Raw genomic sequence first — 23,811 nt, forward strand, 5'->3', positions numbered from 1 at the left:
TCCTTGTCCGTCATTCATTTTTGCAATCCGGTGCTATCACATGAAACCGCGCAAAGTCGACCACCGTAAATCAAAATGCCGTTGCCGCGGCGACACGCGTCTGTGATAAGGTCGGATCATGAATGCCGTTCCGGATCAACAATTCTTCGCGACAGTGCCGGTCTTCACCGATTTCGAGGACGTGACCGATGCTGGAAACTACCGGCCACTGCCGGACGGCTGGATTTTGGCGCTTGCTGATATCGTCGGGTCGACGCAGGCGATCGAAGCCGGACGCTACAAGGACGTCAACATGGCGGGCGCCTCTGTTATCTCCGCCGTCTTGAATGCCGTCAGCAAGGGCGATTATCCCTTCGTCTTCGGTGGCGACGGGGCGCTCATCGCTCTGCCGGGATCACTCGAAATGATTGCGCGCGATGCTCTCGCAGCCGTACAGATCTGGGCCGAAGAAGAGCTCGGCTTCATCTTGCGCGCCGCCGTCGTGCCGCTCGCCGATATCCGCCGCGAAGGTCTCGATGTCATGATCGCACGTTATTCCGCGAGCCCCTACGTCAGCTACGCGATGTTTTCAGGAGGCGGCAACAGCTGGGCCGAACGGCAGATGAAAGACGGCAAGTACGCCGTTGCGCGCGCCGCCCCAGGCACCCGGCCGGACCTCGCCGGCCTCTCCTGCCGCTGGAACCCGATTGAATCGCGACATGGAGAAATCGTCTCCATCATTGCCGTTGCCGGCGCAATGGGTGCAGGCGCGCAGTTTCAACAACTGGTTACGGCAATCGTCGCGATTGCCGCCGAGCAGGGCCGAGGCGGCCATCCGATACCGCCGGAAGGTCCCAAGCTTTCCTTTTCGATGAAAGGCATCGATCGCGAGGTCAAGGTGACTGCACCGAAGGGAAAACGCTTCCTGACAAAGCTCTTCATCGTGCTTCAGCTCGCCCTCCTTTCCGCGCTCTATAAAATCGGGATGCCGCTCGGCAAATTCGACGCCCAGCGCTACAAGGAGGACGTTGCCGGAAACTCGGATTTCCGCAAATTCGACGACGGGCTGAAGATGACGATCGATGTAGATGCCGCACGTCTGAAGCGGATCGAAAAGCTGCTCGATCAAGCGCAAGCCGGCGGCATTGCCCGCTACGGCCTGCATCGGCAGAAATCAGCGCTGATGACGTGTTTCGTGCCGACGCCGCTCTCACGCGACCACATGCATTTCATAGATGGCGCAAACGGCGGCTATGCCGTTGCCGCCGCCAAGATCACCGGCAAGGCTGTTTCGGCGGCAAGCGTCACGCCTTGATGACGTGACCTGCCGAAAGGCCGAGCCGCCTGAAGACGTTTCGCGTGTCGACAATCAGCGGCGCGCTTTTGACAAGCGCGGCGTAATCGACCTCATCGTGATCGGTTGCGACCAGCACAGCGTCGTAATCTGCCAAGATCTCCGGCGCCAGCGCCACGGATTTGCGTCCTTTCAAGGCCTGATGTTCGCGGGTCGGCGGAATTTCAGCCACAAACGGATCGTGATAATCCGCCTTGCCGCCGCGCTCCTCAATGATCTCGATCAAGCGTAGCGACGGGCTCTCGCGGATATCTGCGACATTCTTCTTGTAGGCAAGACCGAGGACCAGAACCTTGCTGCGGCTCAGTGCCTTCCCGCAACGGATATCCAGTGCTTCTGCAAGCTTGCCGACGACATAGCGCGGCATCGCCGAATTGATCTCGCCTGCAAGTTCGATGAAGCGCGTCGGCAGTTCGTACTCGCGGGATTTCCATGTCAGATAGAACGGATCGATCGGAATGCAGTGGCCGCCGAGTCCGGGCCCAGGATAGAACGGCATATAGCCGAACGGCTTGGTCTTGGCCGCGTCGATCACTTCCCAGACATCGATGCCCATCGCCGCATAAACGGTCTTCAGCTCGTTGACGAGTGCAATATTGACCGAGCGAAAGATGTTCTCCGTAAGCTTCACCGCTTCGGCCGTCGCGTTGGAAGAAACCGGAACCACGGTTTTCACCGCCGCACCATAAAAGGCTTTCATCAGGTCTAGCGCTTCCGCGCCGTCGCCAGCGACCACCTTCGGAATGGTCGCGGTGTGATAGTGCTGGTTGCCGGGATCCTCGCGCTCTGGAGAAAAGCCGACGAAGAAATCCACGCCCGATTTCAGGCCCGTCTTTTCCAGGATGACCTTCACGACGTCGTCCGTGGTGCCGGGATAGGTCGTCGATTCCAAAACGACGAGCTGACCGGCACGAAGATGCGCTGCGATCGAGCGTGACGTCGCTTCGACATAGGAAAGATCCGGATCGCGATGCTTCGTAAGTGGTGTCGGCACGCAGATGACGATGACGTCGCAGGCTGCAAGGCCAGCAAAGTCCGTCGTCGCCGAAAAGCGGCCCGCCTCCCTCTCGGCGGTCAATGCCTCGTCTGCCACCGCGTCGATATAGGATTTGCAGGCATCGAGCGCTACGATCTTCTTCGGATCGATGTCGAAGCCAGTCACTTCAAAACCGCTTCGCGCAATTGCAATCGCCAGCGGCAGGCCGACATAGCCGAGCCCGATGACGCCCGCACGGGCCGAGCGGTCTTTAATCTTTGCGGAAAGGTCGGCGAAGGAGGATGGGCTGGCCAAGACAGATCTCTTCAATAAGAGGAAGTTAGGCCGTGAGATAATGCAAGATCGCCGAGATTGAAACCCGCCGTCTTCCAACGGCGATGTGAAGCCGGCGTGATCGCCTTGCCCCCATCGGCCCGCATCTGCCAGGGCAGGTCTTTCCGGTGTGACCGAAAAGACTCGCAAGCTGCTCGAGATGATTGTCCAAGCGGAGAAAAATGCGCCGATGCCATTGTTTCGCATTCCCGGCGCGCCTATTTAAATCGAATAAGTGAATGACGGAAAGGGCTGCCCGTCCTCCCGGTTTTTGTGGGTTTGACAGGTACGTCTGCCGGTTCCTCGGCAGATCGTTGACACGATAATAGCGCTCGTCCATCTTGAGTTTCCGCCCTGCGCACGACAGTGCCGCGGGCCGGTTTTCTATCGTCTTCAGGAACGGACGTGCTTTATGAGGATAATACCAAGAATGAGCACGATCGAATCCAGCGTGTCCTCCATCCTTCTGGACCGCGTCGCCGAATGGCTGACAAATTCCTCGCTTGCCGGTGATGATCTCGAAAACATCGTTCGCGGGTTCTGCGAGCGGATTGCTGCCGCCGGTCTTCCGATCGCGCGCGTGCACCTGACCTTTTCGATGCTTCATCCGCTCTATGACGCTTTGGGCTTCACCTGGCGGCGTGCGAGCGGCGTCACGATCGAAGGCTACCGCCATTCGGTGGGCGCAAAGCCCGACCGCTTTCTCCAAAGCCCGTATTACTATCTTCTCGACAACAATCTACAGCATATCCGCCGCCGCATCTCGCTTGATGGCGCTGCGGAATTCCCGATTTTCGAGGACCTGCGCGCCGAGAAGATCACCGACTATCTCGCCTTCGTGCAGCCCTTCGGCGACGGTTCCGTCCAGGGCATGATGGGCTCGTGGTCGACGGACAATCATATTGGCTTTTCCGACGACATGATCGATGCTCTGCTGCGCATGCAGAACCATCTGGCCGTCGCCGCCAAGATGGCCGTGCTCGGCAAGCTCGCAAACAATATGCTGACGACCTATCTCGGCGGCGACGCAGGCAAGCGCGTGCTGAACGGCCAGATCCGCCGCGGCGACGGAGAAACGATCCGGGCCGCCCTTGTCATGGGCGACATGCGCCAGTCGACGATGTATGCCGAAAAGGAAGGCCGGCAGGCCTATATCGACACGCTGAACGAGTTCTTCGACGCGATAGCAGCACCTTTCAACCGCAACGGCGGCGAGATCTTAAGCTTCCTCGGTGACGGCTTTCTCGCCGTCTACCCCTGCGGCCGTCACAAGGATCCGTCGAAGATCGCCTCGCAGGCGGCCCTTTCTGCCGTCCATCAGGCGCAGGCCCGCGTTGCCGAACTCAACAACGAACGCGCCGAAAAAGGTCTTGGCGCGATCAATTATGGCATCGGACTGCATATCGGCAACGTGATGCTCGGTAATGTCGGCCTCAAGGACCGCCTGACGTTTTCGGCCTTCGGTTCGGCCGTCAACGAAGTCCAGCGTCTGCAGGCGCTGACGAAGAAGTACAATCGCGAGGTCGTCGCCAGCCAGGCGTTTGCCGGTTACTGCGGCGGTGAATGGACGACGCTTGGTGAAGAGAAGCTGCGCGGCATCCGCCAGAAGGTGACGATCCTTCAGCCGCGCGCGCCCGCACCGACACGCGCCATCGACGGTAATTTCCGCGAAGTCGCGCCAAATGGCCTTTCCGAGGCCGAACAGGTCATCCTCCTCCACCGCGATGCCAAGAAGCAGGCCAAGCGGGCGACGGCCGAGGGATTCGTTCAGTAAGCTGCGGCTGAAATGCTTGTTTTTGCTTTTGTAAATCAGACGAAACGTGTCGGTTCCCCATGCCCCGTCATCAACTGGACACCCCGATTGCGGTACGATAGTGTGCCTTAACGGGAACACAAAAGAGACTGGGAATATCGTTGGTATGGCGTCCGCGTCCGACTTATTGCGCATCGAGAATCTCGACGTCTCATTCTCAGTGTTCGGAGACAAGCTGCGCGTTGTAAAGAATGCTGAACTGCGCATTCTTCCGGGCAAGGTGACCGCACTTGTCGGGGAATCCGGCTCCGGCAAATCGGTCATCAGCCAGTCGATCATGGGCATCCTGCCGAACGCCGCAAAGGCGACCGGCCGCATTCTCTTCACCGATCCGCTCAACGGCGAGACCACCGATATCCTGCAGTTCGGCCGCGACAGCGAGGAAATGCGGGATTTGCGCGGCAAGCGCATGGCGACGATCTTCCAGGAGCCGATGACGTCGCTCTCGCCGCTCCACACCATCGGCAACCAGATCAGCGAGGTGCTGCTGATCCACACCGATGCCGACAAGATCGAGGCACGCGAAAGAACCGAGGAGATGCTTGGCCTCGTCGGATTTGCCAATCCGCAGCGCACCTACGACATGTATCCGTTCGAGCTTTCAGGTGGCATGCGCCAGCGCGCGATGATCGCAATGGCGCTGATCTGCAAACCCGCTCTGCTGATCGCCGACGAGCCGACCACGGCGCTCGACGTGACGATCCAGGCGCAAATTCTCGAGCTGCTGCGCGACCTCCAGCATAAGCTCGGCATGGCGATGCTGCTTATCACACACGATCTCGGCGTCGTCGCCAACATGGCAGACGAGGTCGTCGTGATCTATCACGGCGAAATCATGGAAGCTGGACCCGTCAATGCGATATTTCGTGATCCGCAGCATCCATATCTGAAGGGCCTGATGGCTGCCGTGCCGCATTTTGACATGAAGCCGGGCGAGCGGCTAAAAGCGCTGCGTGATGTTCCGGTCAATCTGGAATCGTTCCTCGGCAAAAAGCGAATGGTGGGTGCGGACGGGCCGAAGCTTTTGCTTTCGGTCAACAATCTCTCCAAGACGTTTGCGACGCGCAAGCGCAGTCTTTTCGGCAGAGGTCAAGCGGCAGTCGTGCGGGCCGTCGACGACGTCAGTTTCGATATTAGGCGCGGCGAATGTCTGGGGCTCGTGGGCGAGTCGGGCTGCGGCAAGACCACCGTCAGCAAGATCCTGATGCGCGCAATCACGCCCGATGGCGGCTCGGTGATCTTCAATGACGGCAAGGACGTGATCGACGTCCTTTCCGTCAAGGGCGACGATTTGCAGGCGCTGCGAACCAAGATCCAGATGGTGTTTCAGGATCCGGTCTCGTCGCTGTCGCCGCGCATGACGGTGCGCAACATCCTGAGCGAGCCGCTGGAAATCCACGATCGCGGGGACAGCGCCGAACGCAAGCAGAAGGTCGAAGCGCTGATGGGCGCGATCGGCCTCGACCGGCGTTACCTGAGCCGCTATCCGCACAGCTTCTCGGGTGGCCAGCGCCAGCGCATCGGCATTGCTCGAGCCCTGGCTCTTGGTCCCAAACTCATCATCCTGGACGAGCCGGTCTCCGCCCTCGACGTTTCCGTGCAGGCGCAAATTCTCAATCTGCTCAAGGATCTGCAAAAAGAGCTCGGCCTGACCTACCTCTTCATTTCGCACAATCTCGCCGTCGTCGACTATATGGCCGATCGCATCGCCGTGATGTGCAAGGGCCGCATCGTCGAAATCGCCCCGCGCGAGATCATCTTGCGAGATCCGGTGCATCCCTACACGAAATCACTGCTTGCCGCAGTCCCCTTCCCCGATCTCGACCGGCCACTCGATTTCGAAGCGTTGCGCAAAAATGGCGCCGCCGACAAACAGAACTGGGGCATCACCTTTACCGCCGAACATGACGATGCGTCCGAACTTGCCTATGCCGATCTCGGCAACGGTCATCTGGTGCGCGCCCGCAAGGGTGCAGATGCAAAGGAACTGCGTGCATGGTAACCCGCCGAACCTTTCTCGGCGGCCTTCTTGGCGCAGCCGTCGGACCGGCTGCTGCACGTGATATGGGCGACCGCGATATTGAGCCGGAATTCCTGCGTGACCTTTTGACTGCAGATCGCATTCCGCCAATGCCCGAGCGATTGCCGAAGCATCCGCGCATCATCAACATGAAAGAGGCCGGCCTGACGCCCGGCGTCTACGGCGGTTCTGTGCGCACCATCATCGGCGCCGCCCGCGACATCCGCTACATGACCGTTTACGGCTATTCCCGCCTTGTCGGGTATGACAAGCACCTGCGGTTCCAGGCCGACATTCTCGGCGGCTATACATCGGAAAACGGTAGCATCTTCACCTTCCACCTACGCGAAGGCCACAAGTGGTCCGATGGGCATCCCTTCACGGCCGACGATTTCCGTTACTGGTGGGAAGACGTCATTTCCAACAACTCCCTGACGCCCGGCGGCGGGGCGCTGGAGCTGCGCCCGCACGGCGTGCTTCCGCATTTCGAGGTGCTCGACGAATTCACCGTCCGCTACAGTTGGGACAAGCCCAACCCGAATTTCCTGCCGGCGCTCGCCGGACCGTTGCCGCTCGTCATCTTCGGTCCCGCCCATTATCTCAAGCAGTTCCACAAAAAATACCAGGATGACTTCCGGCTTTCCGCACTCATGCGGGAAAACCGGGTGAAGAAGTGGGTTGATCTGCACATCAAGATGTCGCGCGCCTCGCGTCCGGAAAATCCGGAGCTGCCGACGCTCGATCCATGGCGCAACACGACAGCGCCGCCAGCCGACCAATTCGTTTTCGTGCGCAATCCGTTCTTCCATCGCGTCGATGAAAACGGCATGCAATTGCCCTATATCGACCGCTTCATCCTGAACGTCAGCTCGTCGTCGATCATCGCGGCCAAAGCGGGTGCGGGGGAATCCGACCTGCAGGCGACCGGCATCGACTTCAACGACTATACCTTCCTCAAAGAGGCCGAGAAGCGCTTCCCGGTCAAAGTCAATCTCTGGAAACAGGCGCGCGGATCGCGGATCGCGCTGCTCCCGAACCTCAATTGCGCCGACGAAACCTGGCGCAAGCTCTTCCGCGACGTTCGCTTCCGCCGGGCGCTGTCACTTTCGATCGACCGGCACGAAATCAACATGGTCGCCTTCTACGGCCTCGGCAAGCCGAGCGCCGACACCGTTTTGCAGGACAGCCCGCTTTATAAGCAAGAATACGCTGACGCCTTCATTCAGTTCGATCCGGATGAAGCCAACCGCCTGCTTGACGAACTGGGTCTCAAAGCGCGTGACGGCGAAGGTTTCCGCCTGCTGCCGGACGGACGGCGAGCGGAAATCACCGTCGAAACTTCCGGCGAAAGCACACTCGATACCGACGTGCTCGAACTCGTCCGCGATCATTGGAAGAATATCGGGCTTGCGCTCTACACGCGAACGTCGCAGCGTGACGTCTTTCAGAGCCGCGCCATGAGCGGCACGATCATGATGTCGACGTGGTTCGGCATTGAAAACGGCGTTCCGACCGCCGACATGGCGCCAAGCCAGCTGGCGCCGACCGTCGACGATCAGCTGCAATGGCCAATCTGGGGCATGTACTATTTGTCTGCCGGCCAGGAGGGCAGCGCCCCCGACCTGCCTGAGGCGGTCGAGCTCGTCGACCTCCTGAAACAGTGGGGTGCCACTGCCGACTTCCGCAGGCGCGAAGCGATCTGGCACAAGATGCTGTCGATCTATACGCAGCAGGTGTTTTCGATCGGGCTCATCAATGGCGCGCTGCAGCCGATCCTGCGTTCTGCCAAGATGCAGAACGTGCCGGAGCGGGCGCTCTACGGCTTCGATCCAACGTCTTATCTCGGCATTTACATGCCGGATGCTTTCTGGCTGAAGGAGGCGTGACGTGCTGAGATATATTCTCTGGCGGATTGCCGCAATGGTCCCCACGCTGCTCGTGATTTCGGCGCTCGTCTTTACCATCATCGAGTTGCCGCCGGGCGATTTCTTCGAAAGCCAGATCGCCGAGCTGCGCGCACAGGGCGAGAGCGCGAACCTGCAAGAAATCGAGGAGCTGCGGCAGCAATACGGTTTCGACAAACCGACGATCATCCGCTACTTCTATTGGGTCGGCGGCATGCTGCACGGCGATTTCGGCTATTCGTTCGAATACCAGTTGCCGGTTTCCGCAGTGGTCGGCGACCGTCTGTGGCTGACGATCCTCGTTTCCTTCACGACCATCCTGGTGACGTGGCTGATCGCCTTTCCGATCGGCATCTATTCCGCTACCCATCAATATAGCTGGAGCGACTACGGGCTGACGTTTCTCGGGCTGCTCGGCATTGCCATTCCGAACTTCATGCTGGCACTCATCCTGATGTATTTCGCCAATATCTGGTTCGGCATCTCGATCGGTCATCTGATGGACCAGAAATATCTCTCCGAGCCTATGAGCTGGGAGAAGGCGCGATCGATCCTGTCCCACCTGTGGATCCCTGTCATCATCGTCGGCACGGCGGGTACGGCCGGCATGATCCGCCGCCTTCGTGCCAATCTGCTGGATGAGATGCAGAAGCAATATGTAACGACTGCGCGCGCCAAAGGTCTTCATCCGACCCGTGCGCTCATCAAATATCCGCTGCGCATGGCGCTCAACTTCTTTGTCGCCGACATCGGTTCGATCCTGCCGTCCATCATCTCCGGCGCCGAGATCGTCGCCATCGTGCTGTCGCTCGAAACGACTGGCCCGATGCTGATAAAGGCCCTGCAGAGCCAGGACATGTACCTTGCCGGCTCCTTCCTGATGTTCCTTGCCTTCCTGAACGTCATCGGCGTGTTGGTTTCCGATATCGCCCTCGGCTTCCTCGATCCGCGCATCCGTCTGCAAGGCAGGAGCACCAAATAATGTCGCCCTTGCCACCGCCCGGCGCTCCCTTGCAGCACTATGTCTCGACCGCACCGTTCGATCCCATCGCCACGGAAACGATGGCGGCTGCCAGTTCGCGTATTCACCTTGCTTCCCAAAAGCAACTGATGTGGTGGAAGTTCAAGCAGCACCGTCTAGCGCTGGCTTCCGGCATCTTTTTGCTTGTCGTCTATCTGATGATACTGGTCGTTGAGTTTCTGGCGCCTTACGGCCTGCACACGCGCAATGTCGACTACATCCATTCCCCGCCCCAGCGCGTGCACCTCTTCGACAAGGGCGAATTCGTCGGTCCCTTCGTCTATGGCCGCACGATGCAACTTGACCTTGACACGCTGCGCCGGGTCTACACCGACAATCCGAACGACGTTCAGCCGATCCGCTTCTTCTGCCGTGGCGATTCCTATAAGTTTTGGGGCCTCGTTCAGTCCGATCTGCATCTTGTCTGCCCGGCACAAGGCGGCCAGATGTACCTGCTCGGCACCGATCGCCTCGGCCGCGACGTGCTCTCCCGTATCCTCTACGGCGCCCGGATTTCGTTGACAATCGGCCTGATCGGCATCGCAATCAGCTTCGTGCTCGGCATCGTCATCGGCGGCCTTGCCGGCTATTGGGGCGGCGTCTTCGACCTGATCGTCCAGCGGGTGATCGAGGTGCTGCAGTCGCTGCCGAGCCTGCCGCTCTGGATGGCTCTTGCAGCCATCATGCCGGTGACGTGGAGCCCGATCGTCATCTATTTCGGTATTACTGTAATCCTCGGCATCATCGATTGGACCGGGCTTGCGCGTGCCGTGCGTTCCAAGCTTCTGGCGCTGCGCGAAGAGGATTACGTGCAGGCTGCCCAGCTGATGGGGGCAAGCACGCCCCGCATCATCGCGCGGCATCTTGTTCCCGGCTTCATGTCGCATCTGATTGCCTCGGCGACGATTTCGATCCCGGGCATGATCCTCGGAGAAACGGCGCTTTCCTTTCTCGGGCTTGGCCTTCGGCCGCCGATCACCAGCTGGGGTATCTTGCTCACCGAGGCCAAGAGCGTCAGCGTCATTGCCTTTTATCCGTGGCTGCTTTTCCCGATTATTCCAGTGGTTCTTGTCATTTTGGCCTTCAACTTTCTGGGAGATGGGTTGCGCGATGCAGCAGATCCCTACAAATAGCAGCAGGCTTGGTGGAGATTTGCCGCTCTGCTGTGTCTCGCCCTCCGGAAGACTGGGGGCCTAACTATGTTGTTCGCCCCGAAGGAAATACCCATGGCCAGACGCGTGGAAGATGCTCGCATTCTGATGTACAGCCACGATACGTTCGGCCTCGGCCACCTGCGCCGCTGTCGGACAATTGCACATGCGCTGGTCGAGGATTATCGTGGTCTCAATGTGCTGATCATTTCCGGCGCAACGATTGCCGGTGCGTTCGACTACCGGGCGCGCGTCGACTTCGTGAAGATCCCCAGCGTGATCAAGCTTCACAACGGCGAATATACGTCCATGGCGAGCCATATCGATCTTCACGAAACGCTGAAGATGCGCGAATCGAGCATCCGCCATACGGCAGAGACCTTTCAGCCGGACATCTTCATCGTTGACAAGGAGCCGATGGGCCTCAAAGGCGAAATCGAGGACACGCTTGCTTATCTGAAGGCACGGGGCACGACATTGGTGCTCGGTCTGCGCGAGATCATGGATGCGCCGCATCTGCTCGATGCCGAGTGGAAGAGGAACGGTATCATGCAGAAGATCGACCAGTATTACGACAGCGTCTGGGTCTACGGGCCGCCTGATTTTTACGATCCGCTGATCGGCCTCGACGTTCCCCACAGCGTGCGCCGGAAGATGGACTTCGTCGGCTTCCTGCAACGCAGCGTTTCGGTCGGCAAGACATCGGTCAACGCGCGCAAGGACGATTACATCCTCGTCACCACCGGCGGCGGCGGAGATGGTTCCGACCTCGTACATGACGTGATGAACGCCTATGAGCATGATGCGACGCTTGAGCAGAAAGCGCTGGTCGTGCTCGGACCCTACATGCCGGCAGTCGAGCGCGCGAAACTCGTCAGGAAAGGCGAAAAGATCCCCTATATCGAAGTGATCGAGTTCGACAACCACATGGAAGAACTCATGGTCGGCGCCACGGGCGTCGTTGCCATGGGCGGCTACAACACCTATTGCGAGATTCTGTCCTTCGACAAGCCGGCCCTCGTCGTGCCGCGGGTCAAGCCCCGGGAAGAGCAGTTGCTGCGTGCCCAGCGCGCCAGCGAACTCGGCCTTGTGGACGTGCTTCTGCCCGATCAGTCGGCTGATCCGGCCATCATGGCAGAGGCACTGAAACGGCTGCCGCAACGCCTGCCACCATCAAAGAGCGGACGCGATATGCAACTTCAAGGGCTCGACCATATTTCGCAGACCGTCGGCCACTGGCTCGACAATCGCGGCAGCCATCTTGCCGTCGTCGGCGCAGAATAAGATCAAAGCCTTGCCGGAGCGCCGCAAGATTCTTGTCGTGCTGAAAGGCTATCCGCGCCTTTCCGAAACCTTCATTGCCCAAGAGCTGCTCGGCCTGGAAAAAGCGGGCTTCCATCTGACGCTGATTTCGATGAGGCGGCCGACCGACACGAAACGCCACCCGGTGCATGACGAGATCAAGGCGCGCGTCGTCTACCTGCCGGAATACCTGCACGAAGAGCCGCTGCGCGTCCTGAAGGGGCTTTTTGCCGGCTTTGGAAAGCCGGGTTTCAAGGCCTTGATGAAACGCTTTCTGACCGATCTGCCACGCGATATGTCGCGCAACCGCTTCCGCCGCCTCGGCCAGGCGCTGGTGCTTGCCCGCGAGTGGCCCGATAACGGCCAATGGCTGCACGCACACTTCATCCATACACCTGCTTCTGTCACCGATTATGCAAGCATCCTGACAGGCGTGCCCTGGACCGTCTCGGCCCATGCGAAAGACATTTGGACGTCACCCGACTGGGAGCTGAACACCAAGCTTGGCACCGCCCGCTGGGCGGTAACGTGCACGAGGAGCGGCTGGGAGCATATGCGAAGCCTGACCGGGCGGCCGGATGCAGTACACCTCAGCTATCACGGCCTCGATCTGGCCCGCTTCGGCCGTTTCGAAGGCCAGCACTCCAACCGGGATGGCACCGATCCGTCCGACCCGGTTCTTCTATTGAGCGTCGGCCGGGCGGTCGAAAAGAAGGGCTACGACGTGCTGCTGCGCGCCCTTGCCCTGCTTCCAAAAAGCCTCAACTGGCGTTTCGAACACATCGGCGGCGGTGACGACCTGGCCAGATTGAAGGCGCTCGCCGCGGAGCTCGGACTTGCCGGCAACATTGCCTGGAAAGGCGCGATGGCGCAGAAGGAGGTGCTCGCTCATTACCGCAGCGCCGACCTGTTTGCGCTTGCCTGCCGTATTGCAGCCAACGGCGACAGGGATGGATTGCCAAATGTGCTGGTCGAGGCGTCGAGCCAGCGGCTCATGTGCCTTTCGACCGATGTTTCAGGTGTGCCGGAACTGCTGACAAACGGCGAGAACGGTCTCGTCGTTCCACCGGAAGATCCGATGGCGCTCGCTGGCGCGCTTGAGGCAGCGATCCGCGATCCGGCGCTGCGAAGACGGCTGGGCGATGCGGCGGAAAAACGCGTGCGTGAGCATTTCGACTATCATTCCAGCATAAAGCAGCTGATACACCTCTTCGAAGAGGAATGGCAACAACCCTCATGAGCGCAAAACGCATCCTCTTTTACGTCCAGCACCTGCTCGGCATCGGCCACATCGCGCGCGCAAGCCGCATTGCCGACGCATTGGTCAAGGACGGTTTTGACGTGACGGTCGCAACAGGCGGCTTACCAGTTCCAGGCTTTCCCGGCGCAGGCATAAAGACCATAGCCTTGCCGCCGGTCGTTGCCAGCAATGCCGGCTTTTCGGGTCTGGCGGACGCCCACGGCAATGTCGCCGGCGACGCCTTTCTGTCAAGACGGCGCGACCTGCTGCTTGCCGCATTTCAGGAGGTGCGGCCGCATGCCGTCATCACCGAGGCCTTCCCCTTCGGCAGGCGTCAGATGCGCTTCGAACTGCTGCCGCTGCTCGATATGATCGGCAGGACGGATCCAAAGCCAAAACTCTTCAGTTCGGTGCGCGACATCCTTCAAGAAAACCGCAAGCCCGGCCGGGACGAGGAAACCGTCGACCTGGTGAAACGTCACTTCGACGCCGTGCTCGTTCACGGTGATTCGGATTTTGTGCGACTTGAAGATACCTTTCCGCTGACGGCCGAAATCGCAGACAAGGTACGATATACCGGTCTCGTTGCACCCCCACCGGCCGCCGCTCCGACCGACGTCTTCGACATCATTGCCTCCGCTGGCGGCGGGGCCGTCGGCCTGAAGCTCATCCGCGCGGCGCGCGATGCGGCAGCCATGCTGCCCGCAAGTCATCGCTGGCTGCTCGTCACCGGTCCCAATCTGCCGGAGACGGACTTTATCGGGCTGAGCCGGGCCGCACCTGCCAACATCACGCTTGCGCGCTTCCGCAAGGACTTTCCCTCGCTGCTGCGCGGCGCGAAAATCTCGATCTCGCAGGCAGGCTACAACACGGTCGGAGACCTGCTGCGAACAAATTGTCGTTCGATCCTTATCCCCTTTGTCGCCGGCGGCGAAACGGAGCAGACGGTGCGGGCCGAGCGTTTGCAGGCACTGGGTCTTGCCGCAGTTCTTCCAGAGCAAGGACTGACCGCAGAGCATGTGGCAGCGGCAGTCGAAAGAATGCTTGCAGCACCCGCCAGAAAGGACGTCACGCTCGATCTGACGGGAGCCGAGACAACTGCTTCGATCATCCGTTCGATGCTTGGTTGAATCGCTCGCCTATTATGAAAATCCTGTGATATAACTGAAGCTCCGGCGAGAATCGGCATTCGACAGCAATCCGCTTCGCCTTGATTTCCCTACAATACCCGGCGGTCCGGTTGCATGAATCTGTTTTCGGCATCTCCCCTTACGAATGGCCCCCTATCCCGGCCCGCCCTTTCCAATCAGGCTGACGGTTAGCATGGAAAAAAGCCTCGCCCGCTATATCTGGTCGAACACGCGGCGGCAGCAGCTTTGGATTTTGGCTGTCGTTGCCGTCTCGATGGTCCCCTATTTCTTGTCCTTCGATTTGCCGAAACAGATCGTCAACGGCCCGATTCAAGGTGATGGCTTCGAGAATGCGAATGCGACCCAGACCTTCATGCATCTTGCCTATGACATCCCGCTGATCGGGCATGTCGAGTTCTTCGAGGGGTTCCAGCTTAACCGCCTTCAGATGCTGATGGCGCTGAGCCTCGTCTTCCTGGCGCTCGTCGTACTGAACGGCCTCTTCAAATTCTACATCAATACCTACAAAGGCCGCCTCGGCGAGCGGATGTTAAGGCGTATTCGGTTCCAACTCATCGACCGGGTGCTGCGTTTCCCGCCCGTCCATTTCAAGCGGGTGAAATCGGCTGAAATTGCCACGATGATCAAGGACGAGGTGGAGCCAATGGGCGGCTTCACCGGTGATGCCTTCGTCTCGCCTGCCCTTCTCGGCGGCCAGGCGCTGACGGCGCTTGCCTTCATCATTGTCCAGAACTTCTGGCTCGGCATGATTGCGGCCGCAATCGTCGGCGTGCAGGCGGTCGTCATTCCGCGCATGAGAAAACGACTGCTCGAACTCGGCCGCCAGCGGCAGCTGACAGCCCGCGAGCTTTCCGGCCGCGTTGGCGAGATTGTCGAGGGTATCGGCACGATTCACGGCAATGACACCTCGAACCTGGAACGCGCCGACATTGCCACGCGTCTCGGCCTCATCTTCTCGATCCGCTACGACCTTTACCAGTGGAAGTTCCTGGTGAAGTTCCTGAACAACTTCCTGGCGCAGGTGACGCCGTTCCTATTCTACGCGATCGGCGGCTATCTCGCGTTGCAGGGGCGCCTTGACATCGGCCAGCTCGTTGCCGTCATCAGCGCCTACAAGGATCTTCCGGGGCCATTGAAAGAACTGATCGACTGGGATCAGATGCGCCAGGACGTTCAGGTCAAGTATCAGCAGGTCTATGAACAGTTCAATGTCGAGCCGCTCATTGACAGCCGCATCCAGGAAATCCCGGCAGAGGCAATCGGCCCGCTGACGGCAGCCCTCGTCGTCAGCAACCTCACCCTCAGCGACGATAGCGGCGCGCGCCTGGTCGACCACGTCTCGGTCGAGATCAGGCCGAACGAGACAGTGGCGATTGTCGGGCCGAACGGCAGCGGTGCGGAGGCTTTCGCCGAAGCGCTCGGCCGCATCGTCTGGCCGGACTCAGGCCGTATCAGCATCGACGGCCGCGACCTTCTGGAACTGCCGGAATCGATTACCGGCCGTCGGATTTCCTACGCTTCCGCCGATAGCTATTTTTTTCACGGCACGCTGCGCGACAACCTACTTTACGGTCTCAAGCATGCACCGCTGACCGATCCCAACTACGAGGACGAGGCAGCACAGGAATTCAAATGGCATGCCGCCGAGGCGCTGAAGGCCGGCAACCCGACGCTTGATCTCAACAGCGACTGGGTCGATTACAACGCCGCCGGGGCAACCGGACCGGACGATCTGCTGACGGCGATCCGACCGGTGCTCGACGCCGTGTTGATTTCGCAGGACATTCTCGACCTAGCCCTCCGCTCGACGGTTGATACAACAGTGCATGTGGCGCTTGCGGATCGCATCGTCGATCTGCGTCAGTCGCTGCGAGAGCGTATGAAGGACGAGAGCCTCGATGCCATCGTCGTGCCTTTTGATTTCGATAACTACAATTCCCAGGCAACGGTCGGCGAAAACCTGCTCTTCGGCACGATGAAACGACCGATGATGAACAACCGCAAGCTTGCGGCACACCCCTATTTCCAGCAGCTTTTCCGCGATACCGGCCTCAGCAACGACCTCTATGCGATGGGCCTGGAAATCGCCGAAAACGCCGTCGAACTCTTCCACGATCTACCGCCCGACCACCCTTTTTTCCAGCAGCTGACCTTCATGACGGCGGATGATATTCCGACCTATCAGGCCTTGCTGCAGAAATTGCAGAGCCGCCCGTTCGAGGATGCGAGCATCGATGAGCGCTCGATGATCATCCGGCTGAGCTTTGCCTATATCGAGCCGCGCCATCGCTTCGGCTTGCTGAGCGATGAACTGATGGCCAAGATCGTGAGCGCCCGCAAGCAGTTTCACGAGCATATACCGGATGATCTTGCCGTTCTCATCGAGCGGCACGATCCCGAGCGCTTCACCTCCTCCGCAACGCTGATGGACAACGTGCTGTTCGGCCGTATCGCCTATCAGCAGGCGGACGCTTCCGATCGTATTCGCACCATCATGAGCGAACTCTTCGATGCGCTTGATCTTTACGACGACGTGTTGTCGATCGGCCTTGAGTTTGACGTCGGTTCCGGCGGCAAGCGATTGACGATGGTTCAGCGCCAGAAACTCAACCTCGCCCGCGCGCTTTTGAAGCGCTCGGATTATTTCATCTTCAACCGGCCGCTTCCCGCGCTCGATCAGCGTGTGCAGGATCACATCATCCGCAACGTCGTCCAAGACCTGCACGAGGAGGGTAAACGCCCAGCGATCATCTGGGTGCTTTCAAACGCAAGACTTGCAGAAATCTTCGACAGGATTTTACTTTTTAATCGCGGAGATTTAGTGGAAGCGGGAAACTATCCGGAACTTTCCGAGAAAAACGGGATGTTCAAGGAACTGTTATCGTAATATTCTATTGCAGCGGCTGAGACGGCATTCTTGCGAGGGAATGTCAGTAGAGTTTTTTAAAGCGCGTTCTCCTTCGGCGAGGAGAAGCGGCAGGGGGTGAGACGCTCATGCTGTTGAGAGATGAAGTCGAAATGCTGCGGCGGGTGCCGATCTTCGCAAGGATCGCCCCGGCGAAACTCAAGCTTTTGGCCTTCACCTCCGATCGGATGACCTACAAGGCCGGTCAGGATCTTTTCCACCAGGGCGATCCGGGCGACGCGGCCTATGTGGTGCTTTCCGGCACCGCCGATATTCTCGTGAATTCGCCTGCAGGCGACATAAAAGTCGCCGACGTCGAGGTTAATTCCATCGTCGGCGAAATCGCCATCCTCTGTGACGTGTCGCGCACCGCGACTGTCCGTGCTACCTCTCCACTGGAAGTGCTGCGCATCAGCAAGGAGCATTTCCTGAAGCTTCTCAGCGATTTTCCCGAAATTGCCGTCGAGATCATGCGCGTCCTTGCCGACCGCCTGAACCATACGACGGCGGAATTGACGGCCGCACGCGCTGCAAAGCAGCCGCAGGCGGCGCTTCAGTAATCTTCGGCAAGTTCCGGACATGAAAACCCCCGAAGGCTGTTGTCCAACTTTCGGGGGTCAGTTCACCGAGGTCGGCGGGCTTCATGCTTCAGTGGTCGCTACTCGCGCTGTTCCAGCGCCTTGCTGAAGGCAAGTGCGGCAAGCGTGCAGATGGCGCCCGAAAGCAGGTAATAGCCGACAAAAGGCAGGCCGAAGCGGCTGGACAGACTAAGTGCAACGAGGGGCGCAAAACCCGCACCCACCAGCCAGGCGAGATCCGACGTGAAGGCTGCGCCCGTATAGCGATAGCCGCGGCCGAACCGCGAAGAGATCGAACCGGTAGCCTGACCGAACGAAAGGCCAAGCACGCCGAAGCCAATGATGACGAATGCGTCCTGACCGGTGTCGCCGGCGGCAATCAGCATCGGACCGATGAAGGAGAAGATCGCGATTAGCACGGCACAGACGGCGAGCTGACCGCGGCGGCCGATGCGATCGGCGATCAGGCCAGAGGCGATGATGGCGACGATGCCGACCATGGCACCGATGATCTGCACAACCATGAAAGTGCCGAGCGGTTGGCTGCCGTAAAGGCTCATCCAACCAAGCGGAAAAATGGTGACGAGATGGAACATTGCAAAGCTTGCGAGAGGGACGAAGGCGCCGATCAGGATATCGCGACCGTGGATGCGAAGGACATCGACAATTGGCGCCGCTTCCAGTTCATGCTGCTCCAGGAGCGTTCCGAATTCTTTCGTCATGACGAGACGCAGGCGGGCAAAGAGGGCCACGACGTTAATGGCGAATGCGACGAAGAACGGGTAGCGCCAGCCCCAGGAAAGGAAATCATCGTTTGAGAGATTGGCGATGAAGAAGCCGAACAGGGTGCTCGCCAGCGCAAAACCGATCGGCGCACCGAGCTGCGGGATCATCGCATACCAGCCGCGGTGCCGCTCCGGCGCATTCAGCGCCAGCAACGAAGCAAGCCCGTCCCATGCGCCTCCGAGGGCAAAGCCTTGCCCAAGGCGGAAAAGCGCAAGCAAGGCGATCGACCAGTAGCCGATTACGTTGTAGCCGGGCAGGAAGGCAATCGAGGCCGTCGAGCCACCGAGCAGGAAGAGCGCAATCGTCAGCTTTGTGCCGCGGCCGTAGAAGCGGTCGATGGTCATGAACACAACGGAGCCGACAGGGCGGGCAAGGAAAGCCAGCGAAAAGATCGCGAAAGAATAAAGCGTCGCCGTCAGCCGGTCCGGCGCGAAGGGAAAGACAAGCTGCGGAAAGACGAGAACTGAGGCCAGGCCGTAAACGAAGAAATCGAAAAATTCCGACATGCGTCCGATGACGACGCCGATCGCGATGCTGCCCGGCGAGACCGGCTTGTCATCGTGAATTCTGCGTGCGTCGCGTTCCAGCGTGCGCGATGACGGTCCGTAGTGTACCTGTGTTTCAGCCATTTAACGCCTCCCTCGTTGAGGTGCTTTTACGAAGCGCCTCAAGACGATCTTGATCAAACCCGCCGGGTTATCAAGTCCGGACGGCGCAAATAGTTCATCATCCATTCTCAAAATTGCATGTAGATCGCAAAATGCGCACGGGGCGGCTTGCGAAACTGGCCAACTGCGCATTTGCGGATATATAGGCCGGAAAAACATTTGATCCCGGCACAATCCTTCTTGAATTGATCAGGATTTTTCAGAAAGCCGTGAAATAACATTCTGCCGCATCGCGGCATATTTGCTGCACTGCGACCAAACACCTCATGTCACCATGCCGTTTCGTGCTTTAGTCGCGGTTCGGACGAAACAACAAGAGCTTAGAGACGTGCAAAAACTGATGAAGTTTTCCCGCCTTCTATCCGTGTTGCCGCTATTCATGCTGGCAGGGTGCAATCTGGTGGTGATGTCGCCCTCGGGCGATATCGCCAATCAACAGGCAGACCTTATCCTGGTCTCGACCTTCTTGATGCTTTTGATCATCGTGCCGGTCTTGTTCCTCACACTGTTCTTCGCCTGGCGATACAGGCGCTCGAACACAGCGGCGACCTATGATCCGGAATGGCATCACTCCACCCGCCTTGAATTCGTGATCTGGTCAGCGCCGCTTGCCATCATCATTGCGCTCGGCGCAATCACTTGGATCAGCACACACAAGCTCGACCCCTACCGCGCGCTTGACCGGCTGGATGCAGAACGCGCGATTCCTGCTGGTGCGAAGCCGCTCACCGTCGAAGTCGTGGCGCTCGATTGGAAATGGCTGTTCTTTTATCCTGACCTCGGCATTGCGACCGTCAACGAACTGGCAGCCCCGGTCGACGTTCCGATCAATTTCAAAATCACCGCGTCTTCGGTAATGAACTCCTTCTACATTCCGGCGCTCGCCGGCCAGATCTACGCCATGCCCGGCATGCAGACGAAGTTGCACGCCGTCATCAACAAGGAAGGCGAGTACGAAGGCTTTTCTGCCAATTACAGCGGCGACGGCTTCTCGCACATGCGCTTCAAGTTTCACGGCCTAAACCAGCAGGGCTTCGACGATTGGATCGCCCGTGTCAAAGCGCAAGGTACGGCGCTTAACCGCGATGCCTACCTGAAACTCGAAAGGCCGAGCGAACGAGAGCCCGTGCGCTACTACGCCAGCGCCGAGGCCGGCCTCTACGAGGCCATCCTCAACATGTGCGCGACGCCCGGTAAGATGTGCATGAACGAGGTGATGCACATCGACATGATGGGCGGCGCAGGCAAGGAGAGCGCCGAAAACCGGGAGCGGCTGGAATATGACAACCGCCATGCCGAACAGGGTGAGCGCACCAATGCCCCGACCTTCCCTGCAACCGGCACGCCGGCACGCAGCGGGCAAGAACCCGAGGGCACCGACAGCAACAGCCAGCAGCCTGACGCCCAGCCGCAGCAGGGCGGGCAGACCATGCCCGGGATGCAGCATGACGGTCATTCGATGCCCGGGATGGATCACGGCAGCGGCAGTCCGGCTCAACCGGGCAGCAACAATTAAAACCTGGCGCTTTGCGTCGCTAAGACACCAATGAACGGGTTAATCCATGTTTTCCAATCCTGACCTCCTGAAGTTCATCTTCGGCCGGTTGACCCTTGAGGCGATCCCCTATCACGAGCCGATCCTCGTCGCGACCTTCATAGCCGTGGTCATCGGTGGTCTCGCCCTGGTCGGCCTCATTACTCATTACAGATTTTGGGGTCCCTTGTGGCGCGACTGGATCACCAGCGTCGATCACAAGAAAATCGGCATCATGTACGTGATCCTCGCCGTCATCATGCTGCTGCGCGGCTTTTCGGACGCGATCATGATGCGGATCCAGCAAGCGATCGCCTTCAACGGATCGGAAGGCTATCTGCCGCCGCACCACTACGACCAGATCTTTACCGCCCACGGCGTTATCATGATCTTCTTCGTGGCCATGCCCTTCGTCACGGGCCTCATGAACTTCGTGGTACCGATGCAGATCGGTGCTCGTGACGTCTCCTTTCCCTTCCTCAACAACTTCTCCTTCTGGATGACGACGGCCGGCGCCATCATCATCATGCTGTCGCTCTTCATCGGCGAGTTCGCGCGCACCGGCTGGCTTGCCTACCCGCCGCTTTCAGGCGCCGACTACAGTCCGGGGGTCGGCGTCGACTACTACATCTGGGGCCTGCAGGTTGCAGGTGTTGGGACGACACTTTCGGGCATCAACCTGATCGCCACCATCGTGAAGATGCGCGCGCCTGGCATGACCATGATGAAGCTCCCCGTCTTCACCTGGACCTCGCTTTGCACCAACGTCTTGATCGTCGCCACCTTTCCGATCCTGACGGCAACGCTTGCGCTGCTGGCGCTCGACCGCTACGCCGACACGAACTTCTTCACGAACGACCTCGGCGGCAATCCGATGATGTATGTCAACCTCATCTGGATCTGGGGCCATCCGGAGGTCTATATCCTCGTGCTGCCGGCCTTCGGCATCTTCTCGGAAGTGGTCGCGACCTTCTGCGGCAAGCGCCTGTTCGGCTACGCCTCGATGGTCTATGCGACAGTGGTCATCACCATCCTTTCCTATATCGTCTGGCTCCATCACTTCTTCACCATGGGTTCCGGCGCCAGCGTCAACTCCTTCTTCGGAATCACGACCATGATCATCTCGATCCCCACGGGAGCGAAGATGTTCAACTGGCTCTTCACCATGTATCGCGGCCGCATCCGCTATGAAGTGCCGATGCTTTGGACCGTCGGCTTCATGGTGACCTTCGTCATCGGCGGCATGACCGGGGTGCTGCTTGCCGTTCCGCCTGCAGACTTCGTGCTGCACAACTCGCTGTTCCTGATCGCCCACTTCCACAATGTGATCATCGGTGGCGTGCTGTTCGGTCTGCTTGCAGGCGTCAACTACTGGTTCCCGAAGGCCTTCGGCTTCAAGCTCGATCCTTTCTGGGGAAAGATGAGCTTCTGGTTCTGGCTGACCGGCTTCTATTTCGCCTTCATGCCGCTCTATGTGCTCGGCCTGATGGGCGTCACCCGCCGCGTGTCGCAGTTCGAGGACCCGTCGCTGCAGATCTGGTTCATCATCGCAGCCTTCGGTGCTTTCCTGATCGCGCTCGGCATACTGTCGTTCCTCGTCCAGCTTGTCGTCAGCTTCATCAGGCGCGAGGAACTTGCCGACCATACAGGCGATCCATGGGATGCCCGCACACTTGAGTGGTCGACGTCGTCGCCGCCGCCCGACTACAACTTCGCCTTTACCCCTGTGGTGCACGATCATGACAGCTGGTACGACATGAAGAACCGCGGTTACGAACGACCCCTCGAAGGCTTCAAGCCGATCCACATGCCGAAGAACACCGGCACCGGGGCAATCCTTTCGGCCATCAGCGTGGCTCTCGCCTTCGGCCTGATCTGGTACATGTGGTGGCTCGTCGTGGCCTCCGCCGCGGCGCTGCTCGTCGTCACCATTGTCCATACCTTCAACTATAGGCGCGACTTCTATATCCCGGCCGAAGAGGTCAGTAAAACGGAAGGCAAGCGGACCGAACTGCTTGCGACACAGGTATAATGACCATGAGCGATCATACTATCGACACGGCCGAAAAGCCTGAGTTCTATCTGACCGAAGAACATCATCCCGAAGGCAGCACAAATCTCGGCTTCTGGCTCTACCTCATGAGCGACTGCCTGATCTTTGCGGTGCTGTTTGCGACCTATGGCGTTGTTGGCCGCAATTATGCGGCAGGGCCTTCGCCGAAGGACCTGTTCGATCTGCCGCTCGTGGCAGTCAACACGTCGATGCTGCTCTTTTCTTCCATCACCTACGGCTTCGCCATGCTCCAGATGGAAAAGAACAGCAAATCGGGCACGCTGATGTGGCTGGCGGTGACCGGCCTGTTCGGGGCGGCGTTCATCGGGCTTGAACTTTATGAGTTCATTCATTTGATCCACGAGGGTGCAGGTCCATCGCGCAGCGCTTTCCTTTCGGCCTTCTTTACGCTGGTTGGAACCCATGGGCTGCACGTCACGTCCGGCATCATCTGGATGGCAACGCTGATGGTGCAGGTTTCGATGTACGGCCTGATCGAGGCCAACCGGCGCCGCCTCATGTGCCTTTCGATGTTCTGGCACTTCCTCGACGTCGTCTGGATCGGCGTCTTTTCCTTTGTCTACCTGATGGGAGTTCTCGGATGAGTTCGCAAGCACCCGCACATGAGGACGCACACGAAGCCCATCATGGCCATAGCCACGGACACGGGGCAGGCCACGGCTCGATGAAGAGCTATACGATTGGTTTCGTCCTCTCGGTCATCTTGACCGCCATTCCCTTCTGGCTTGTCATGGCCGGTGTCTTCGAGAGCCCGGGGGTGACTGCTTTTCTTGTGATGGCGCTCGGCGCGATCCAGATCGTCGTTCACATGATCTGCTTCCTGCATATGAACACCCGCTCGGAAGGCGGCTGGACGATGATGGCGCTGATCTTCACGATCGTGATCGTGGCGATCGCGCTTTCCGGCTCGCTTTGGGTCATGCATCATCTGAATACCAATATGATGCCGATGAGCCCTGAAATGATGAAGAACATGCCCTAGGGGTGTCGAGCGGGCGGCGGCAAGGCCGCCCGTGCAGGTT

The 23,811-nt window shown here is 59.1% G+C and carries 17 protein-coding genes; 15 read left to right on the top strand and 2 right to left on the bottom strand.

Annotated elements, in window-relative coordinates:
* Positions 1-118 precede the first annotated feature (118 nt).
* Positions 119-1,294: a DUF3095 domain-containing protein gene (locus ISN39_RS28705; protein WP_194731395.1), complete on the top strand. Its 1,176-nt coding sequence runs from the start codon at positions 119-121 to the stop codon at positions 1,292-1,294.
* Here the strand turns inward: ISN39_RS28705 and ISN39_RS28710 are convergent.
* The gene (locus tag ISN39_RS28710) at positions 1,284-2,624 is read right to left on the bottom strand and encodes a nucleotide sugar dehydrogenase (protein WP_281438328.1); all 1,341 of its coding nucleotides are present in this window, start codon (positions 2,622-2,624) and stop codon (positions 1,284-1,286) included. The two genes, ISN39_RS28705 and ISN39_RS28710, sit on opposite strands and share 11 nt — an antisense overlap.
* A 448-nt stretch (positions 2,625-3,072) precedes the next feature.
* Between ISN39_RS28710 and ISN39_RS28715 the strand changes: the two genes are divergently transcribed.
* The 10 genes from ISN39_RS28715 (at position 3,073) to ISN39_RS28760 (ending at position 17,709) form a co-directional block, all read left to right on the top strand.
* Positions 3,073-4,416, top strand: coding sequence for an adenylate/guanylate cyclase domain-containing protein (locus ISN39_RS28715; RefSeq protein ID WP_194731396.1), 1,344 nt, complete (start codon positions 3,073-3,075; stop codon positions 4,414-4,416).
* A gap of 145 nt (positions 4,417-4,561) precedes the next feature.
* A complete protein-coding gene (locus ISN39_RS28720; RefSeq protein ID WP_074071578.1) occupies positions 4,562-6,457 on the top strand; it encodes an ABC transporter ATP-binding protein in 1,896 nt (631 codons plus the stop codon).
* Complete coding sequence (locus ISN39_RS28725; protein WP_194731397.1) at positions 6,451-8,361, top strand: ABC transporter substrate-binding protein; 1,911 nt, start codon at positions 6,451-6,453, stop codon at positions 8,359-8,361. The genes ISN39_RS28720 and ISN39_RS28725 overlap by 7 nt, the downstream gene beginning before the upstream one ends.
* A 1-nt stretch (position 8,362) precedes the next feature.
* Positions 8,363-9,361, top strand: a complete 999-nt coding sequence (locus ISN39_RS28730; protein WP_074071576.1) for an ABC transporter permease — start codon at positions 8,363-8,365, stop codon at positions 9,359-9,361.
* Positions 9,361-10,533, top strand: coding sequence for an ABC transporter permease (locus tag ISN39_RS28735; RefSeq protein WP_074071575.1), 1,173 nt, complete (start codon positions 9,361-9,363; stop codon positions 10,531-10,533). The genes ISN39_RS28730 and ISN39_RS28735 overlap by 1 nt, the downstream gene beginning before the upstream one ends.
* 93 nt (positions 10,534-10,626) lie before the next feature.
* Positions 10,627-11,835 (top strand): glycosyltransferase family protein, encoded by a 1,209-nt coding sequence (locus ISN39_RS28740; protein ID WP_074073034.1) that lies wholly within the window; start codon positions 10,627-10,629, stop codon positions 11,833-11,835.
* A gap of 10 nt (positions 11,836-11,845) precedes the next feature.
* The gene (locus ISN39_RS28745; RefSeq protein WP_194731966.1) at positions 11,846-13,093 is read left to right on the top strand and encodes a glycosyltransferase; all 1,248 of its coding nucleotides are present in this window, start codon (positions 11,846-11,848) and stop codon (positions 13,091-13,093) included.
* The gene (locus ISN39_RS28750; protein ID WP_194731398.1) at positions 13,075-14,223 is read left to right on the top strand and encodes a glycosyltransferase; all 1,149 of its coding nucleotides are present in this window, start codon (positions 13,075-13,077) and stop codon (positions 14,221-14,223) included. The genes ISN39_RS28745 and ISN39_RS28750 overlap by 19 nt, the downstream gene beginning before the upstream one ends.
* A 193-nt stretch (positions 14,224-14,416) precedes the next feature.
* Positions 14,417-17,131 (top strand): ABC transporter transmembrane domain-containing protein, encoded by a 2,715-nt coding sequence (locus tag ISN39_RS28755; RefSeq protein WP_194731399.1) that lies wholly within the window; start codon positions 14,417-14,419, stop codon positions 17,129-17,131.
* A 107-nt stretch (positions 17,132-17,238) separates the two neighbouring features.
* Complete coding sequence (locus tag ISN39_RS28760) at positions 17,239-17,709, top strand: cyclic nucleotide-binding domain-containing protein (RefSeq protein ID WP_022716669.1); 471 nt, start codon at positions 17,239-17,241, stop codon at positions 17,707-17,709.
* Between the two features lie 98 nt (positions 17,710-17,807).
* On the opposite strand, the gene ISN39_RS28765 is transcribed toward ISN39_RS28760, so the two are convergent.
* Positions 17,808-19,142, bottom strand: coding sequence for an MFS transporter (locus ISN39_RS28765; protein WP_194731400.1), 1,335 nt, complete (start codon positions 19,140-19,142; stop codon positions 17,808-17,810).
* A 367-nt stretch (positions 19,143-19,509) separates the two neighbouring features.
* Here ISN39_RS28765 and cyoA point away from each other — a divergent pair, with 367 nt between their 5' ends.
* Genes cyoA through cyoD form a run of 4 tightly spaced genes read left to right on the top strand, consistent with a single transcriptional unit; the run spans position 19,510 to position 23,771 of the window.
* Positions 19,510-20,697 carry a ubiquinol oxidase subunit II gene (gene cyoA, locus ISN39_RS28770; protein WP_194731401.1) on the top strand — a complete coding sequence of 396 codons (1,188 nt, stop codon included), beginning with the start codon at positions 19,510-19,512 and terminating at the stop codon, positions 20,695-20,697.
* Between the two features lie 46 nt (positions 20,698-20,743).
* Positions 20,744-22,747: a cytochrome o ubiquinol oxidase subunit I gene (gene cyoB / locus ISN39_RS28775; protein ID WP_194731402.1), complete on the top strand. Its 2,004-nt coding sequence runs from the start codon at positions 20,744-20,746 to the stop codon at positions 22,745-22,747.
* 5 nt (positions 22,748-22,752) lie between these two features.
* Entirely contained in the window at positions 22,753-23,373 is a 621-nt protein-coding gene (cyoC, locus tag ISN39_RS28780) for a cytochrome o ubiquinol oxidase subunit III (protein ID WP_074073032.1), read from the top strand.
* Positions 23,370-23,771, top strand: a complete 402-nt coding sequence (cyoD, locus tag ISN39_RS28785; RefSeq protein WP_022716674.1) for a cytochrome o ubiquinol oxidase subunit IV — start codon at positions 23,370-23,372, stop codon at positions 23,769-23,771. The genes cyoC and cyoD overlap by 4 nt, the downstream gene beginning before the upstream one ends.
* Positions 23,772-23,811: the final 40 nt, after the last annotated feature.

Origin of the sequence: Rhizobium sp. 007 (genome assembly GCF_015353075.1) — a bacterium.
Lineage (GTDB): Bacteria > Pseudomonadota > Alphaproteobacteria > Rhizobiales > Rhizobiaceae > Rhizobium.

Bases quoted from the DNA above. Each gene is read 5' to 3' on its own strand.
- ISN39_RS28740 (WP_074073034.1), top strand. From the start codon at position 10,627: ATGGCCAGACGCGTGGAAGATGCTCGCATTCTGATGTACAGCCACGAT.
- ISN39_RS28750 (WP_194731398.1), top strand. From the start codon at position 13,075: ATGGCAACAACCCTCATGAGCGCAAAACGCATCCTCTTTTACGTCCAG.
- cyoB (WP_194731402.1), top strand. From the start codon at position 20,744: ATGTTTTCCAATCCTGACCTCCTGAAGTTCATCTTCGGCCGGTTGACC.
- ISN39_RS28715 (WP_194731396.1), top strand. From the start codon at position 3,073: ATGAGCACGATCGAATCCAGCGTGTCCTCCATCCTTCTGGACCGCGTC.
- ISN39_RS28765 (WP_194731400.1), bottom strand. From the start codon at position 19,142: ATGGCTGAAACACAGGTACACTACGGACCGTCATCGCGCACGCTGGAA.
- ISN39_RS28705 (WP_194731395.1), top strand. From the start codon at position 119: ATGAATGCCGTTCCGGATCAACAATTCTTCGCGACAGTGCCGGTCTTC.
- ISN39_RS28735 (WP_074071575.1), top strand. From the start codon at position 9,361: ATGTCGCCCTTGCCACCGCCCGGCGCTCCCTTGCAGCACTATGTCTCG.
- ISN39_RS28720 (WP_074071578.1), top strand. From the start codon at position 4,562: ATGGCGTCCGCGTCCGACTTATTGCGCATCGAGAATCTCGACGTCTCA.
- ISN39_RS28725 (WP_194731397.1), top strand. From the start codon at position 6,451: ATGGTAACCCGCCGAACCTTTCTCGGCGGCCTTCTTGGCGCAGCCGTC.
- cyoC (WP_074073032.1), top strand. From the start codon at position 22,753: ATGAGCGATCATACTATCGACACGGCCGAAAAGCCTGAGTTCTATCTG.
- ISN39_RS28755 (WP_194731399.1), top strand. From the start codon at position 14,417: ATGGAAAAAAGCCTCGCCCGCTATATCTGGTCGAACACGCGGCGGCAG.
- cyoD (WP_022716674.1), top strand. From the start codon at position 23,370: ATGAGTTCGCAAGCACCCGCACATGAGGACGCACACGAAGCCCATCAT.
- ISN39_RS28760 (WP_022716669.1), top strand. From the start codon at position 17,239: ATGCTGTTGAGAGATGAAGTCGAAATGCTGCGGCGGGTGCCGATCTTC.